Here is a 14,722-nt window from a genome sequence, read left to right on the forward strand (position 1 = left end):
TACATGAAAACATGCTTATCTGCTAGCCAGGTTGCATAATTACCTCCATCAGGGCAGGGTAGGGGGAATGACCAAGAAAAACAAACCACTGGACGAAATGCTCGGCCGTATGAAAAAGAAGCTGGAAGAGCGAGAGCGGAATGCCGTCGTTCAGCTTCCGCTATGGCCAGAGCCAAAGCGTGGCGCACCCAATAGCTTTATTCGTTCCGCCCTGTTTGCCGCAATTCAAAGTAAGGATCGCCAGTACATCAAGGAAGCGGTACTGGCAAGCCAGGACGGCATAACTGTGAAATTCACAGGAGAGCAGCTCAACCAGGCCGATCTTGACGTATGGGAAACCATCGTTCACATGGCCCGCGATCAGCCCCTTGGCACATTTTGCAGTTTTACCGCTCATGGGCTTCTAAAAGCCATGGGTATGCCGACCGGCAACAGCCAGCACAAGCAGCTCCATTCCACACTCTTGCGCCTTACCGCGTGTGCAGTCGAAGTAACTCACGAGGGGAAAACCTACTTTGGGCCGCTCATTAAATCCGGTGCGAAAGACGAGCTGACTCGTCATTACGGTATCGAACTGAACAAGGGCATCATCCGGCTCTTCGGCGAAAACCAGTGGACGGCTCTTGACTGGAAACAGCGGCAGGAATTGCGTGGGCAGCCTCTTGCCCAGGCCCTGCACGCTTTTTACAGCAGCCACCGAGAGCCGTTCGCAGTCAAGCTGGAAACCCTTCAGGCTTACACGGGGAGCCGCAACAAGCAAACGGCTAGTTTCAAGCGCCAGGTGCGAACCGCTCTTGGTCAACTCGTCGGGGTGGGATTTCTCTCCTCATACGAATTCGAGGGCGACCTGGTGCGAGTCCAGCGAACCTCCACGCCTCTTGTAAAACGCGCCTAGCACGGCATTCGATGCACAAGGCAGAAGAGAGGAGGGCACGGCATTCGATGCACATCAACACGGCATCCGATGCATAAAGGCACGGCATTCGATGCACAAGGCACGGCATTCGATGCACACGAATCACGGCATTCGATGCACACGAATCACGGCATTCGATGCATTTAGGGATTTCTAATATACTCTTAAAATCAAATACATAAACTCTTTCTCAGGAGATGCTAATCTTCTTTTAATCTTCTTTTAATATAGGGTAGAAAATGTGCATCGAATGCCGTGCCTTTTCGAAAAAGGCTCCATCGAGGCCCCCAAAGGGGGCCAGAACACCCCCCATAAAAAGAGTTCGCTAACGCTCACAACCTCTAAAAGGGGCTCATTGCCGCCCCTCTTTGCCCTTAAGGGCAAATTCACCCGCTAGGATACAAACAAGGGTGAATCTTAAAAATTAAGTCCTTATCACTGAGTGCTTTAAATTTCTGTATGATTTCTGTATGATTTCTGTATCGTTTCTATACAGAGAGAGCAAATAATGCATATCGAATTGGCAGATGTTGATGAGAAATACATCAAGGACAGCGTCAGAAAGGGTTATTACCGGAGCGAAGCGGAAGCTGTCAGGGATGCAGTACGTAAAATGCGGGAGCAGGATGAAGCTAAAAGAATGAAGCTTCTGGATGCCTTGCAGCTAGGCATGGATGACATTGAAGCTGGCCAGGTAACTCCCTACACTCCGGATTTTCTTGATCAATGCGAGACTCGCGCCCGTCAGAACATAGCTGCGGGAAGAAAGCCCAGTCCTGATGTCACACCCTAAGTTTCGCCTGGTATTTGCTGATCTCGCCCAACGCGACATTGACGACATTCTGGCTTACACCCTCGAAAACTGGGGAATGGAACAGCTTGAGAAATACAAGATCATGCTGGATACGGCCTTCAAAAAGATCGAGCAGCATCCTGATATAGGGATGTCCGGATTACTGCCCGGACTTCGGAGATTATCGGCCGGGAGCCATGTCATTTTCTACCGGGTTGATGATACGTCGATCAGTGTTATCCGGATTCTGCATGGTCGCATGGATTATTTCCGTCATCTGGACGAATAGAAAGGGCAGCCCGCTCACATTCTGTCAGCGGGGCGGGCTCTAGACGCTGCGTGTCCCGGGCCTGTAGTCCCAGCCATCCAGTAACGATCCCTTCTGCATTATCAATGACAGCGTCGGCCATGCGGCCCACGCTGTTTCTTTTTTTCTCTAAGGCTTTCTAAGGGGCGCTGCCCCTCGCACCACGCAAGGGTAAAGCTTTGCCTCCCGGCAGGGTGTCCCCGGCCTTCCGCGCTGCGCTTGTGCAGGCGGGTGATCCCCCTCCCTGCCTTCCGCCCTTGCGCTCTGCTACCCCCGGTCTCGCCGACGGGCATGGGTGCATGTGCATGAGCACAGCACCCAGCTAAAAGGAGAGCAGACCATGAAAAGCGCATCACCCGGCCATTACGTCATAACGGGACCCCATATCAGGGCATCAATATCCTGCTGTTATGGGCCGACGCGATAGAGAAGGGGTTCAGCTCCAATATCTGGATGACTACAAACAGGCCGAGAGTATCGAGGCGCATGTCCGCAAGGGCGAACATGGCTCCTTGGTTGTCTATGCCGACCGCCTCACCCGAACGGAGAGCAACGAGAAGGGCGAGGAAATTGAGCGGGAAATTCCGTTTATGAAAGGCTATACCATTTTCAATGTTGAGCAGATAGAGGATCTTCCCGTGCAGTACAGCGAACTTGTGGCCGAGCTGGGCGCGGCTTTCCTATACGCCGATCTTTTGGCATCACCCCGGAGCTGAGAGAAGATCATGCCGCCTACCTGGCGCACTGGCTAAATATCCTGAAGGAAGACAAGCAGGCCATTTTCTCGGCCGCGAGCCATGCTTAGAAAGCCGCCGATTATCTCCACGACCTGCAAGGGCAGGGGAGAGAGCTGAAGCCATTTCTAAAGAGCAGTGCCGGGCCGGAAGGTCCGGCACTTTTTCGTTTGTAAAGATTGCACCTCTGTCTCTTCGGGCCACTACGCCCCATCCATAGAGCTATCTTTTAGATGCAGGAGGCCTATGCTCTAACGGCCCCGAAGAGTCGATATTATCGTGGCCACTCCCACGGCGTAATTGAAAATTTTATCAAAATCAATGTCAGAATCTGATGCCTGATTTTTATTCCCTGAAAACCTTGCCATAAAAAAATCATCTGGTAAAAGACTTTTATCCCCTAAGTCTACTGTTGAACGACCTTTAACTGGCTGGCCATCCTTCCACTCTCCAAAAATTTTAATTCCACTTAAAAAGAATAAAGTTCCTTGCCCTTCGGGTTTGCCATTTTTAAATTCACCACTATATGAGTTGCCGTTCGGCCAAGTATATATTCCGTGCCCCTCGACTTTGCCATTTTTGAACCCGCCGATATATATGGAGCCGTCCGGCTTGGTATGTTTTCCCTGCCCCTCGAAGGTACCATTTTTGAATTCACCAACATGTTTGGAGCCGTCTGGCCAAGTAAATGTTCCCTGCCCTTCGGCTTTGCCATCTTTGAATTCACCAACATGTTTGGCGCCATCTGGCCAAGTAAATGTTCCCTGCCCTTCGGCTTTGCCATTTTTGAATTCACCAACATGTTTGGAGCCGTCTGGCCAGGTACGTGTTCCCTGCCCTTCGGCTGTGCCATCTTTGAATTCACCAACATGTTTGGAGCCGTCTGGCCAGGTACGTGTTCCATGTCCCTCGAAGGTACCATTTTTATATCCACCGATATATGAGGAGCCGTCTGGCCAGGTACATGTCCCCTGCCCCTCGACTTTGCCATTTTTGAACCCGCCGGTATATATGGAGCCGTCCGGACCGGTATGTGTTCCCTGTCCCTCGGGTTTGCCATTTTTGAATTCACCAACATGTTTGGCACCATTTTGCCAAGTACGTGTTCCATACCCCTCGAAGGTACCATTTTTTATCTCGCCTACGTATGTGCTGCCATCGGGAAAAGAATATGAATTTATTAATTGCCCGTTAGCTTGTTTATTCACAAATAACGCGAAAAGACAAATAAGAATCCCAAAATACTTATTTGGATAAGAGACATCAATTGTGGAAAACATAATTGTTCAATACCTTTGAAATTAATTGTTGTGCGGGAGTATTAACATAAATAAAGGCATCCAAATTCATATTGGCTAGTTTTATGATGATTATCCAGCAAATAACAGGTACTTCACCAATAGTTGCGTTCTCTCAGAAAAGGGAATGTATCCTTCTATACTGATGCAAAATGGTTCCCTTTTGCAGCAATGAAATGAACAATGCCAAGCCATTGTTTTTTTTATCTTCTAAGTGGTGTAAAAGGGTAGTGCAAAAACAGGAGACTGAAAAAGATGAAAATCGGCTATGCGCGGGTATCCACAGACGACCAGAATCTTGACCTGCAACTGGACGCTCTGGGCAGGGCAGGGTGTGAGCGGATTTTTACCGATCAAGGGGTCAGCGGGGCCACAATCGAGCGGGAGGGGCTATCTCAAGCTATCGCAGCGGTCGGGAAGGGAGACGTGCTGGTGGTCTGGAAACTGGATCGTTTGGGTCGCTCTTTGAGCTTTCTGATTTCGCTAATCGAGAAACTGCGAAACGAGGGGGCCGGGTTTGAAAGCCTCTCTGACGGGATCGACACGACGACCACCGGAGGGAAGCTGGTATTTCACATCATGGGCGCTCTGGCTGAGTTCGAGCGGTCATTGATATCCGAGCGTTCAAAGGCGGGGATGCAGGCAGCCAGGCGGCGGGGAAAGCATGTAGGCAGGCCCCTCAAACTGAGCAGGGAACAGATCCACCATGCTTCGCAGATGGTGCGGGAGGGGCGGGAGACGGTTTCAGGCATGGCAGGACTGTTGAACGTTGACCGGGGCACCCTTCGCCGGGCGTTGAAGCGTGACAAATATTCTTTGTAGTACACTGATTACATGAATCCACTCACCTTTTCCATTCTCCGGCTGCTGAGCGATAATGAATTTCATTCAGGTCCGGCTATTGCCGAAGCCTTGGGGGTTTCCCGCGCCAGCGTATCGAACGCACTCCGCGACGTGGATGAAGCCGGATTGACCCTCCATAAAATCAAGGGGCGTGGCTACCGCCTGCTCGACCAGGTGCAATGGCTGGAACGAAATACCATTCTTGAGCATCTCGGCGATCAGGCAGACAAGTTCAATCTGGAAATACTCGATACGATCGATTCCACAAACAGCCTTTTACTGCATGAGGCGGACAACCGGTTGAGCCTGGGTGAAGGGCTCATTCATGCGGTAGCGGCCGAGCTGCAAACGAAGGGGCGTGGGCGAAGAGGACGGCAATGGCACTCTGGTCTGGGAGTCGGTCTCGCGTTTTCCGTGCTATGGCGGTTTCAGCAGAGCGCAAGCTTCCTTTCGGGTTTGAGCCTCGCCATAGGAGTTGCAATAGTACGTGCGCTCGAATCCTCGGGGACACAAGGAGCTGTACTCAAATGGCCAAACGATGTCATGTTCAATTTCTGTAAACTGGCAGGCATACTGATAGAACTGCATGGCGATATGCTCGGTCCCACCGTCGCTGTAATCGGCGTAGGCATGAACCTGAAGTTGTCCGACAGCATTCAGGCGCGGATAGACCAGGGCGCAACGGATATTTTTTCCATCAGTGGAGAAATGCCGGATCGCAACAAATTGCTGGCTGAATTGTTGCTGAATATTGCTCGAGTATTGAGAGAATTTGAGCAATCGGGTTTTGCGCCGTTCAAGGAGGAATGGGTTGATCATCATGTATGTGAAGGCAAAGCTGTCACCCTTAAGCTGCCTGACGGGTCGGGCCAGGAGGGGATGGTGCACGGGGTATCGGATAGCGGAGCGTTGTTGCTGCAAACGTCACTGGGTCTTCGCAGTTTCAGCGGCGGCGAGATATCGCTGCGCAGGACAGCATAAATGAAACCGCTTCTGCTGGCGGTGGATTCCGGCAACACACGCGTGAAATGGGGCCTGCACGATGGCCGTAACTGGCTCATGCAGGGGGTCGCGGCGCAGGGCGACAAAGCGCGGCTCGAGCGGGAATGGAGGAATCTGCATGAACCTTCACGGGTAGTGATATCCAATGTCGCCAACATCCAGACCAAGACCAGCCTGTCGGAGCTACTGGCGCGGTGGAAAGCAGAGCCGCAATGGATTACTGCCGCTCCCTATCAATGCGGTGTCCGCAACTATTACTCCAACCCTGCGCAGCTTGGCAGTGATCGCTGGGCGGCGCTCGTGGCAGCGTGGGTGCTGGAACGGCAGGGGTGTCTGGTAGTCGATGCGGGAACTGCCATGACGGTAGATGCTCTTTCCGACACAGGTGAATTTCTCGGGGGAATCATTACCCCTGGCATCGATCTGATGCAGAAGATACCGGTGGAGAACCTTGGATCACTGGAATCGGGGGACGGAAAATTCTGCGATTATCCTGACAGTACCGCCGATGCGCTCTATAGTGGTGCGTTGCACGCGATGGGGGGCGCAATAGAACGCATGGCGGCCTTGCTTGCCGGTACCCTCGGTCGCATGCCTGAGTGCATTCTCAGCGGCGGTGCCGCGCAGCAGTTGCAACCCCAGCTTAACGTGAACGTAAAAGTAATGGATAATCTCGTTCTGCAAGGCCTGCTGGCCATTGCCCGGGAGACTTCAGAAACAGCTTCGGGAGGAGCCGCGGCTTCCTCGGAAGATTCCATCGGAAATTGATCTGCTTTTGCGTCCCGCGGACGTAGACTGGATATGTCCGTTTTTCAGAACGCAACCTTTTATACTACCGTCAACGAGCTGCGCGACCTGCCGGTGCCTGTTGGGGTCGAGATAGCCTTCGCCGGTCGCTCGAACGCGGGCAAGTCCAGTGCAATCAATGCTCTGGCAAACCGTAATCGTCTTGCTTTCGTCAGTAAAACACCGGGACGAACCCAGCATCTGAATTTTTTCCGGCTGGGAAACGACAGATTCCTGGTGGATCTGCCGGGCTATGGTTATGCCAAAGTGCCAGCGGAAGTCCGTCGGCATTGGGAGCGCCTCCTCGGCACTTACCTTCAGACGAGGCAATCGCTTCACGGCATGGTGCTTATCATGGATATACGGCATCCTTTAACACCGCTGGATCGGCAAATGCTTGCGTGGTTTGCGCCAACGAAGAAAGCGGTGCATGTGCTGCTTACCAAATCGGATAAGCTTACGAGGCAGCAGGGGCAGAAAGTTCTCAAAACCGTGCTGGGTTTTTTACATGAATCTTATCCACAATGCAGCGTCCAATTGTTTTCCAGCACAAGCAGAGAAGGTGTTGAGGAGGCGTCTGCCTTGCTTGATACATGGTTCGGATCAGGGATCGACCTGGAGACCGAGGTGATCGGAGAGGCTCGCGTGCCGGGAAGCAATAAGGGAAATATGCCGGACGCCAAAAATAAAAAACCCCCGGTTAAAGGGGAATAAAACCGGGGGCAAACTACCTTAATAGGGATTAAGGTACCCGCTCAGGGAGGAAAAGCGGGAGACAAATAAACAACGTCTGCCAGTAAGATATAAAATCCAGTCACAAGTTCCCGGATTTTTGATTTTTTATCAGATTTTTTCTTTTTTTGCAGAATTATCATGTCAGTCATTAATCAATTTCCCCAAAAAAGAATGCGGCGCATGCGCCGCGATGAATTTTCCCGCCGCCTGATGCGTGAGAATCAGTTACATGCGGATGACCTGATCTATCCGGTATTCGTGCTGGATGGTGAAAAACGTGAGGAAAAAGTTCCATCCATGCCCGGTGTTGTGCGACAAAGCCTGGACGTTCTGCTATCCCGTGCCGAAAAATGCCTGGAACTGGGAATCCCGGCACTGGCTATCTTTCCAGTCATCGACGCCGGGCTGAAAAATGAAACCGCCTCCGAGGCGCTCAATCCCTCGGGCCTGGTGCCGCGGGTAGTAAGCGCATTGAAAGCACGCTTTCCTGAACTAGGTATCATTACCGACATTGCCCTCGACCCATACACGAGTCATGGACAGGATGGATTGATCGATGACAGCGGTTATGTGATGAACGAGGAAACGGTGGCCGTTTTGACTCAACAGGCTCTCGCGCATGCACAGGCGGGCGTTGACGTGGTTGCGCCGTCGGACATGATGGATGGGCGCATAGGCGCAATTCGCACTGCGTTGGAGAACCGGGGCTTCATTCATACCCGTATCCTTGCTTATTCCGCAAAATATGCCTCCAGTTTTTATGGCCCCTTTCGCGATGCGGTGGGCTCGGCTGCCAATCTGGGTGCTGGAAACAAACACACCTATCAGATGGACCCTGCCAACTCAGATGAAGCATTATGGGAAGTGGGGCTGGATCTGGAGGAAGGTGCGGATATGGTCATGATCAAGCCAGGGCTGCCTTATCTCGACATCGTCCGGCGCATCAAGGAGCGTTTCGGAGCGCCCACCTTCGTTTATCAGGTGAGCGGCGAGTATGCGATGCTGAAAGCAGCCGGGCAAAACGGCTGGCTGGATGAAAAGGCCTGTGTGCTTGAAGCGCTGCTTGCCTGCAAGCGCGCAGGCGCCGACGGCATTCTGACATACTACGCCACCGAAGTGGCTGAATGGCTGAGACAGCGCTGAGCCGGAATAAGGGCTGGAGGAGGACTGAAACAGGACGAACAGGCAGGAAGCAGGAATCGCACGAATTCTAATTCGACAGAAAGTCGTTTATGATGTCTTCCACCGACCTGATCGTGATATCTATCGGATCCTCCTCTTCGGGAGGGAGTTGCTCCTCCATGAAGTATTCCTCCAGCGTCGCGCCGGTGCCCCTCAGGCCGGTTTCCGGATTGATCCTGGCGGTTGTGATACCACTCGGAGGGGAATAGGAGGCGACCGGTACACCTTTCAACGCCTTGTCCATATAATTCATCCATATGGGGAGTGCCGCCCGACCGCCGGTTTCATTGTCTCCCATCGATTTCGGGTTATCGAAACCGATCCAGGCAATGGCGACCAGATCGGGCTGATATCCGCAGAACCAGGCGTCGACATAATTACTGGTAGTACCGGTTTTACCAGCCAGATCGTTACGGCCCAACTGTTTTGCTCTGGTGGCGGTTCCGCGCTGCACCACATCCCGCATCATGCTGGACATGAGAAAGGCATTGCGTGGATCGATAATCTGCTTGGCGTTTTCACCTGCCAGCAGGGGCTTCGGTTGCTCCACGATATTGCCGTTGACATCCTCTACGCGTTGTATGAGATAGGGGGATATCAGAAATCCGCCGTTGGCGAATGCAGCGTAACCTACCGCCATCTGCATCGGGGTGACTGAACCTGCGCCGAGCGCCATCGCAAGGTAGGCTGGGTGTTGCTTGGGATCAAAACCGAAGCGTGCCACGTAATCCTGCGCGTACTGCACGTCGATTGCCTGCAGAATGCGAATGGATACCAGATTCTTTGACCTCGCCAGCGCTTCACGCATGCGCAACGGCCCCTCATAGCGGTCCCCGAAATTTCGAGGATCCCACTGATCGCTCCCGGTCTCTTCAGCCGTAAACGAAAGCGGAGCATCATTGATGACAGTGGCCGGTGTGAAGCCTTTTTCCAGAGACGCGGAATAAATGAATGGCTTGAAGCTGGAGCCAGGCTGGCGCCATGCCTGAGTAACATGGTTGAACTGGTTGCGGTTGAAATCAAACCCTCCCACCATGGCCCGGATTGCCCCATCGTGGGGATTAATGGCGACCAGTGAAGCCTCTACTTGCGGCAGTTGTGTAATCTCCCAGGCGCCCTTTTCGTTTTTGTGGACACGAATCAGGGATCCGGGCCGAATAACCTGCTGGTTGGCAGCGGGTTTGGAAGTCAGAAATTGCTGCGCGAATTTGAGCCCGTCGCCCTTGATTTCGATGATCTCGCCGCCTTTGCGGTACGCCTTGACCCGCTTCGGGTTGGCCTCCAGTGCCACTGCGGCAAGAATGCCATCGCTGTCAGTCACTTCCTGCAAGGCTTCCTCGAGTATTTCTTCCCGCTTCAAGTCCCCCGCCGGCAGCTTTATGACTGCTTCCGGACCGCGATAACCGTGCCGGTTGTCATAGTCCAGCACGCCTTGGCGTACCGCATTATAAGCGGCTTCCTGGTCGAGAAAACGGATAGTGGTATAGACCTTGTAACCTCTCGTGTACGCATCCTCGTGGTGGCGCTGATACATGGTCTGGCGCGCCATTTCTGCGACGTAATCCGCCCGCAGAGCGTATTCCTGCGATTCCCGCCTGATTTGCAGAGGTTGTTTTTCCGCTTGTTCGAACTCCTCGTTCGGAATGTAGCCCAGATCACGCATGCGCCGGAGCACATATACCTGCCGCGCTCGCGCGCGTTGCGGATTGACGACCGGATTGAAGCGCGAAGGCGCTTTGGGGAGTCCGGCGAGCATCGCGGCTTCCGCCAGATTGATTCTGTTCAGGCTTTTACCGAAGTAAACCTGCGCGGCAGCGGCAAAACCGTACGAACGCTGACCTAGATAAATCTGGTTGAAGTAGAGTTCGAGAATCTGGTCCTTGCTTAAACTGTGTTCGATCTTGAACGCAAGCAGAGCTTCGCTGAATTTACGGTTCAGTGTTTTTTCCTTTGTCAGGAAAAAATTTCGTGCCACTTGCATTGTGATGGTGCTGGCACCCTGACGCAGGCCGCCGGAGGTGAAATTGGAATAAGCAGCACGCAATATGCCAGTGTAGTCTACCCCGCCATGCTGATAAAACCGGTCGTCTTCGGCAGCCAGAATTGCCTGCTTCAGTCGCAGCGGAACTGAATCGATTTTGACAACCTGGCGTCGTTCTTCTCCAAACTCGCCGATCAGGATGCCCTCCGCGCTATATACGCGTAACGGTACCTTGGGCCGATAGTCTGTTAAAGCATCGAGCGAGGGTAAGGCACGGATGGTTACCAATGCTGCGAAACCGAAAACCAGGGCTCCGATGACAACCAATGCAAAAAGCGCGGCCAAAGGGTAAGCCCACCACCGCCACCGCGCTAGCATGTGAGTAGGTTCTTGCAGAGGAAGGTTAAGACAGGCATGGGCATTCTATAAAAATAACACTACGTTTTATGTAAGACACAGCAATCGCTCGGAGAGCGTTGGCAGGGCATTTTGAAAGATTTTTCGGAAAATGCAAGGCCCGCGATCCAGTTTCTTACGAGATGGGGGAAAAAACTGCGGGATTTTTTGTCAGGGCGACCAGTACGATGTAAATAAATACGAATTGGGCTGCGACACATGCGAATATTTTTGCCTTGCGCGTTTTTCCAAATCTTAGCGCCGTCATGCCCAGACCGATATACAGCAGCAGCCCGAGGACCTTGGCGCTGAGCCAGGAGTCATGTATCGGATCCTGTTGAATACGGATAGCCAGTGCAACAGCACTCGCAAGCAGTACTGTATCCACTATATGCGGTGTAATTTTTACCCAGCGCCGTTTCAAGCCAGCAGTTCCCTGGATCATCCAGATGCTGCGCAATGAAAACAAAAGATAGCTTATTATAACGCTGCCGACATGGATCATTTTTATTGCTGCATAACTCATGCCTATCCTCCCTGCAGCATCCAGCCGTGGCTGCCGGCCACTGCCCCGGCAACGGTAACGAGACTTAAACTCAGCAATATCCAGTGCATCCGCTGCGCCAGTGCGAAAGCCTTCGCGGGATCGCGTTGAGACATTTTTGCCTTCTGCCTGCGAAATACCAGGGGCTCCACTATAAACAGCATCAAGGTGAAGATCAGCCACACAGCAACCATGGCGTGCATCCACCAGAAGCGGAGCTCAGTAAAACGGTGCCAGGCATTGAGAACATGAACCATGTAGAAGCCGCTCAGCCCCACGATTAGTGTGGTCCAGCGCGCCTGCGGAGCAAAGCGGTTTTCGATGTGGCTGAAAAATTCCGTCCGCTCGGCTGCGGATTTCATTTTCGCCATAATGGGAAACAGCACTGCTGTCACCATGGCGACACCTCCGATCCACAGCACGACTCCCAGCACATGCAGCACTCGGGCAAATGCGAATTCATTCATCAAGTTTTCCCTTCGGCTATTCCCGAGCTAAGACTTCCTGTGTAAATATTAAGTTCTGGCACTGACTGACTGCATTTGTACGCTTTCGATATCCGTTCTGGTATCCTCGAACTTCATGCCGGAGTTCCAGCAATATGCTGGTGAAATATCGAAATCCGCGGCGTAACGTCCGTGTTGCATCAATCCAGCGCCTGTGCACCGAACGCCTCACAGCCTGCAAGGTCGGATTCGCGGCAGCGGGGAAGTTGTTTCGAGAGCTCGCGTAATGCAGTCCGCAGACCTTCTTCCAGGACAGGATGATAAAAGGGCATGCGCAGCATCTCATGCACGGTAAGTGAGCGGCCGATCGCCAGTGTCAGCAGGTGCGCCATGTGCTCCGCATCGGGACTGCACATTTCAGCTCCAAGGAGCCTGCCGCTGACCGGTTCGGCGTAAATGCGCAGAATGCCGTCGTTACGTTGCGCCATGCGCGCCCGGCTCTGGCGTTCGAAACGCACCTCTCCTGCCAATGTTCCGCTGGCGAGAGAGGCATGTTTTTTACCGACGATGGCTATGCCAGGATCGGTAAACACGATCGCAAGTGGTGTGCGACGCTCAAAGCGAATGGGAGCAGGGTGGGTGGCATTGATTCCTGCAATGTGGCCCTCGTCCGCTGCCTCGTGCAACAGAGGTCTCATGCCGCTCACATCCCCTGCCATGAAAACCGGCAGGTCTGCTATCTGCATGGTATGGGGATCAACAGGGGGCAGCCCTCTTTCATTCAACTGGATGCCTAGCGTCTCCAGTCCCAGATTCTCGATATTAGGCCTGCGGCCCAGACTGGCAAGAACAGCATCGACCGCGGTTTCCTGTGTCCCGGCACACACCCGCATATCTCCATCAGCTACCCGGAGATCTGCCTGCTTGCCCAGATGTATCCTGAACTCGTCTGCAAGAAGCTCTGCCGCAACCGCATTCACTTTCGGATCGCTCAAACCGGCGACGGTGTCGCTTTTACTGAATGCCGTTACCTCGATTCCCAGCCGCGCGAGCGCTTGAGCCATTTCCACGCCCACCGCCCCCAGGCCTATGACTGCTACACGATCGGGAAGTGTTTTCTGTTCGAATAACGTGTCAGTCGTCAGGATCTGCCTGTCGAGTGCAAGCCAGGGAGAAGGTACAAACGGTCTGGAGCCAGTGGCAATGATAATGTTCCGAGCGCGCAATTCCTGCCCGTTTACCTCGAGCCTTCCTGTTTCAAGAAGGCGCGCACGCCCGGAAATAGCTCGCTCTCCCAGCACTTCCGTCGCCTTCAGCGTGCTGCCGACAAAGTCATCCCGCAGTCGACGCACCCGTCGCAGGACAGCTGCAATATCCGGCGTGAGGCAATCTGCTCCATGGATTCCGAATTCCTCAAAGGAGGTGCGGCGATGGAACGCCTTTGCAGCCTCGATCAGGGCCTTGGAAGGCATGCACCCGACACGCGCGCAGACTGTCCCCCAGGGACCATCGTTGATAATGGCGAAATTGTCAGTTCGCTTCTTTACTTCCCTGAGAGCGGCCAATCCTGTGGTACCGGCGCCGATGATAATAACGTCGAAAGTTTCCCTCACGAGGATTTCCTCTTCATCAGGATGTTGGACGAATTTTCATGTTTTCATGAGATGAGGTGTCCCTCCTTGACTTGGCAATCGAACTGCGAGAATCATTTATCCAGGATAGCTCCCCTGGCAGTCAGTTGTTCTGGGGGAAGGACGTGCTATTCAGCGGCGCGTTGTTTAGCAGCTATTGTTTACGCCTGTGGGGTGCTGATTCAACCCGGTCAGCCTCTTTTCCGCTTTCCGGTCCGGTCCGTGCCGCCAGCCACTCCCGGGAAATCTTCTGTGCCTGCGCCAGTTGCTTGCTGCTTAGCGCGCGCATGACTTCATCCCTGGCTGGCATGGCCTGCTGGACGCCGGCAGCGGCCGCAAGATTCAACCATACATAGCTTTGCACATGGTCCGTAGGGAGACCGTATCCATTGCGATAGATGAGGCCCAGCTCATATTGTGCGGGCCCGTAGCCTTGCTCTGCGGCCAGTTGGAGCCATTTTGCAGCTTCGGCAAAGTCCTGGAGTGCGCCGTTCCCCGTCAGGTACAGCAGCCCGAGCTTATACTGGGAATCCGCGTCTCCGTTAATCGCCGCCTCCTGATATAGTCGAACGGTAAAACTATGATCCTCCACGGGATTTAGCGCAGGAGCGGAAGGGGTGATGCTTCCGGACGACTGGTTGATGTCATGAGTTCTGCGCGTCCCCAGTGCCGGGCCGAGGAGCGCTTCCTGGCTATTCTGCGGTTTGCTGGCCGCGGGGGTAACAGGATTCTCGGTTCCAGTTTCCGGGACGGGGTCCGCATAGGGATCAGCCATGTTGTGCTCTATGATCAGCCAGACCGTTGTAATCAGCAATGCGCCGATGAACAGCACTCCCCCCAATGCAAGAAAGGCATTGGGATTTTTCACCCAAAAGCGCTCCTTACATTCCCGGCAACGTACGGGTCGAAGGAACAGCATACCCAATGTTCGCTCGCCGGGACGCACGCGCGAATGGTGCGTTCTTTCGCTCCCGCACTTGATGCATTTTGGGTACATGATATCGGGTAGGGTAGCTGTCCTGCTTGAGGAACTCATTGCGGTGTTTGTACCTGTTTTTTTTCCACAAGTCTAAATATTGCCTGTACGGACGTCAACCACCGAAACCGTGGTATCGCGGAGCTGACTCC

Annotated in this window: 15 protein-coding genes and 1 pseudogene; 10 read left to right on the top strand and 6 right to left on the bottom strand. The window is 53.4% G+C overall.

Features of this window, described 5'->3' with window-relative positions:
* Positions 1–67: 67 nt before the first annotated feature.
* The 5 genes and pseudogenes from trfA to C8R21_RS16620 all read left to right on the top strand — a co-directional run bounded on the left by trfA (position 68) and on the right by C8R21_RS16620 (position 2,821).
* Entirely contained in the window at positions 68–895 is an 828-nt protein-coding gene (gene trfA, locus C8R21_RS02035) for a plasmid replication initiator TrfA (protein WP_107761206.1), read from the top strand.
* 529 nt (positions 896–1,424) lie between these two features.
* Complete coding sequence (locus C8R21_RS02040) at positions 1,425–1,709, top strand: ribbon-helix-helix domain-containing protein (RefSeq protein WP_107761207.1); 285 nt, start codon at positions 1,425–1,427, stop codon at positions 1,707–1,709.
* On the top strand, positions 1,696–1,998 hold the full coding sequence (locus C8R21_RS02045; protein WP_107761208.1) for a type II toxin-antitoxin system RelE/ParE family toxin: 303 nt from the start codon (positions 1,696–1,698) through the stop codon (positions 1,996–1,998). Before C8R21_RS02040 ends, C8R21_RS02045 begins: the two co-directional genes overlap by 14 nt.
* Positions 1,999–2,418: 420 nt before the next feature.
* Positions 2,419–2,732, top strand: a pseudogene (locus tag C8R21_RS16315) (ArdC-like ssDNA-binding domain-containing protein).
* Between the two features lie 20 nt (positions 2,733–2,752).
* On the top strand, positions 2,753–2,821 hold the full coding sequence (locus C8R21_RS16620; protein WP_375135990.1) for a hypothetical protein: 69 nt from the start codon (positions 2,753–2,755) through the stop codon (positions 2,819–2,821).
* Between the two features lie 180 nt (positions 2,822–3,001).
* Here the strand turns inward: C8R21_RS16620 and C8R21_RS02055 are convergent, their stop codons facing one another.
* On the bottom strand, positions 3,002–4,030 hold the full coding sequence (locus C8R21_RS02055; protein ID WP_107761209.1) for an MORN repeat-containing protein: 1,029 nt from the start codon (positions 4,028–4,030) through the stop codon (positions 3,002–3,004).
* Between the two features lie 273 nt (positions 4,031–4,303).
* Between C8R21_RS02055 and C8R21_RS02060 the strand changes: the two genes are divergently transcribed.
* From C8R21_RS02060 to hemB, 5 genes are all read left to right on the top strand, one after another.
* Positions 4,304–4,870: a recombinase family protein gene (locus C8R21_RS02060; RefSeq protein WP_107761210.1), complete on the top strand. Its 567-nt coding sequence runs from the start codon at positions 4,304–4,306 to the stop codon at positions 4,868–4,870.
* 12 nt (positions 4,871–4,882) lie between these two features.
* Positions 4,883–5,872, top strand: coding sequence for a biotin--[acetyl-CoA-carboxylase] ligase (locus C8R21_RS02065; protein ID WP_107761211.1), 990 nt, complete (start codon positions 4,883–4,885; stop codon positions 5,870–5,872).
* Entirely contained in the window at positions 5,873–6,661 is a 789-nt protein-coding gene (locus C8R21_RS02070) for a type III pantothenate kinase (protein WP_107761212.1), read from the top strand.
* Between the two features lie 33 nt (positions 6,662–6,694).
* Positions 6,695–7,393 (top strand): ribosome biogenesis GTP-binding protein YihA/YsxC, encoded by a 699-nt coding sequence (gene yihA / locus C8R21_RS02075; RefSeq protein ID WP_107761213.1) that lies wholly within the window; start codon positions 6,695–6,697, stop codon positions 7,391–7,393.
* Between the two features lie 159 nt (positions 7,394–7,552).
* Positions 7,553–8,557 carry a porphobilinogen synthase gene (hemB, locus tag C8R21_RS02080; protein ID WP_107761214.1) on the top strand — a complete coding sequence of 335 codons (1,005 nt, stop codon included), beginning with the start codon at positions 7,553–7,555 and terminating at the stop codon, positions 8,555–8,557.
* A gap of 67 nt (positions 8,558–8,624) precedes the next feature.
* Here the strand turns inward: hemB and C8R21_RS02085 are convergent, their stop codons facing one another.
* From C8R21_RS02085 to C8R21_RS02105, 5 genes are all read right to left on the bottom strand, one after another.
* Complete coding sequence (locus C8R21_RS02085; protein ID WP_107761215.1) at positions 8,625–10,955, bottom strand: penicillin-binding protein 1A; 2,331 nt, start codon at positions 10,953–10,955, stop codon at positions 8,625–8,627.
* A 154-nt stretch (positions 10,956–11,109) separates the two neighbouring features.
* Positions 11,110–11,499 carry a SirB2 family protein gene (locus C8R21_RS02090; protein WP_107761216.1) on the bottom strand — a complete coding sequence of 130 codons (390 nt, stop codon included), beginning with the start codon at positions 11,497–11,499 and terminating at the stop codon, positions 11,110–11,112.
* A gap of 2 nt (positions 11,500–11,501) precedes the next feature.
* Positions 11,502–11,984, bottom strand: a complete 483-nt coding sequence (locus C8R21_RS02095) for a hypothetical protein (RefSeq protein ID WP_107761217.1) — start codon at positions 11,982–11,984, stop codon at positions 11,502–11,504.
* 179 nt (positions 11,985–12,163) lie between these two features.
* The gene (locus C8R21_RS02100) at positions 12,164–13,576 is read right to left on the bottom strand and encodes a dihydrolipoyl dehydrogenase (protein WP_107761218.1); all 1,413 of its coding nucleotides are present in this window, start codon (positions 13,574–13,576) and stop codon (positions 12,164–12,166) included.
* Between the two features lie 172 nt (positions 13,577–13,748).
* On the bottom strand, positions 13,749–14,462 hold the full coding sequence (locus tag C8R21_RS02105; protein WP_258192200.1) for a tetratricopeptide repeat protein: 714 nt from the start codon (positions 14,460–14,462) through the stop codon (positions 13,749–13,751).
* Between the last annotated feature and the right edge of the window lie 260 nt (positions 14,463–14,722).

This window comes from Nitrosospira multiformis (assembly GCF_003050865.1).
Lineage (GTDB): Bacteria > Pseudomonadota > Gammaproteobacteria > Burkholderiales > Nitrosomonadaceae > Nitrosospira > Nitrosospira multiformis_E.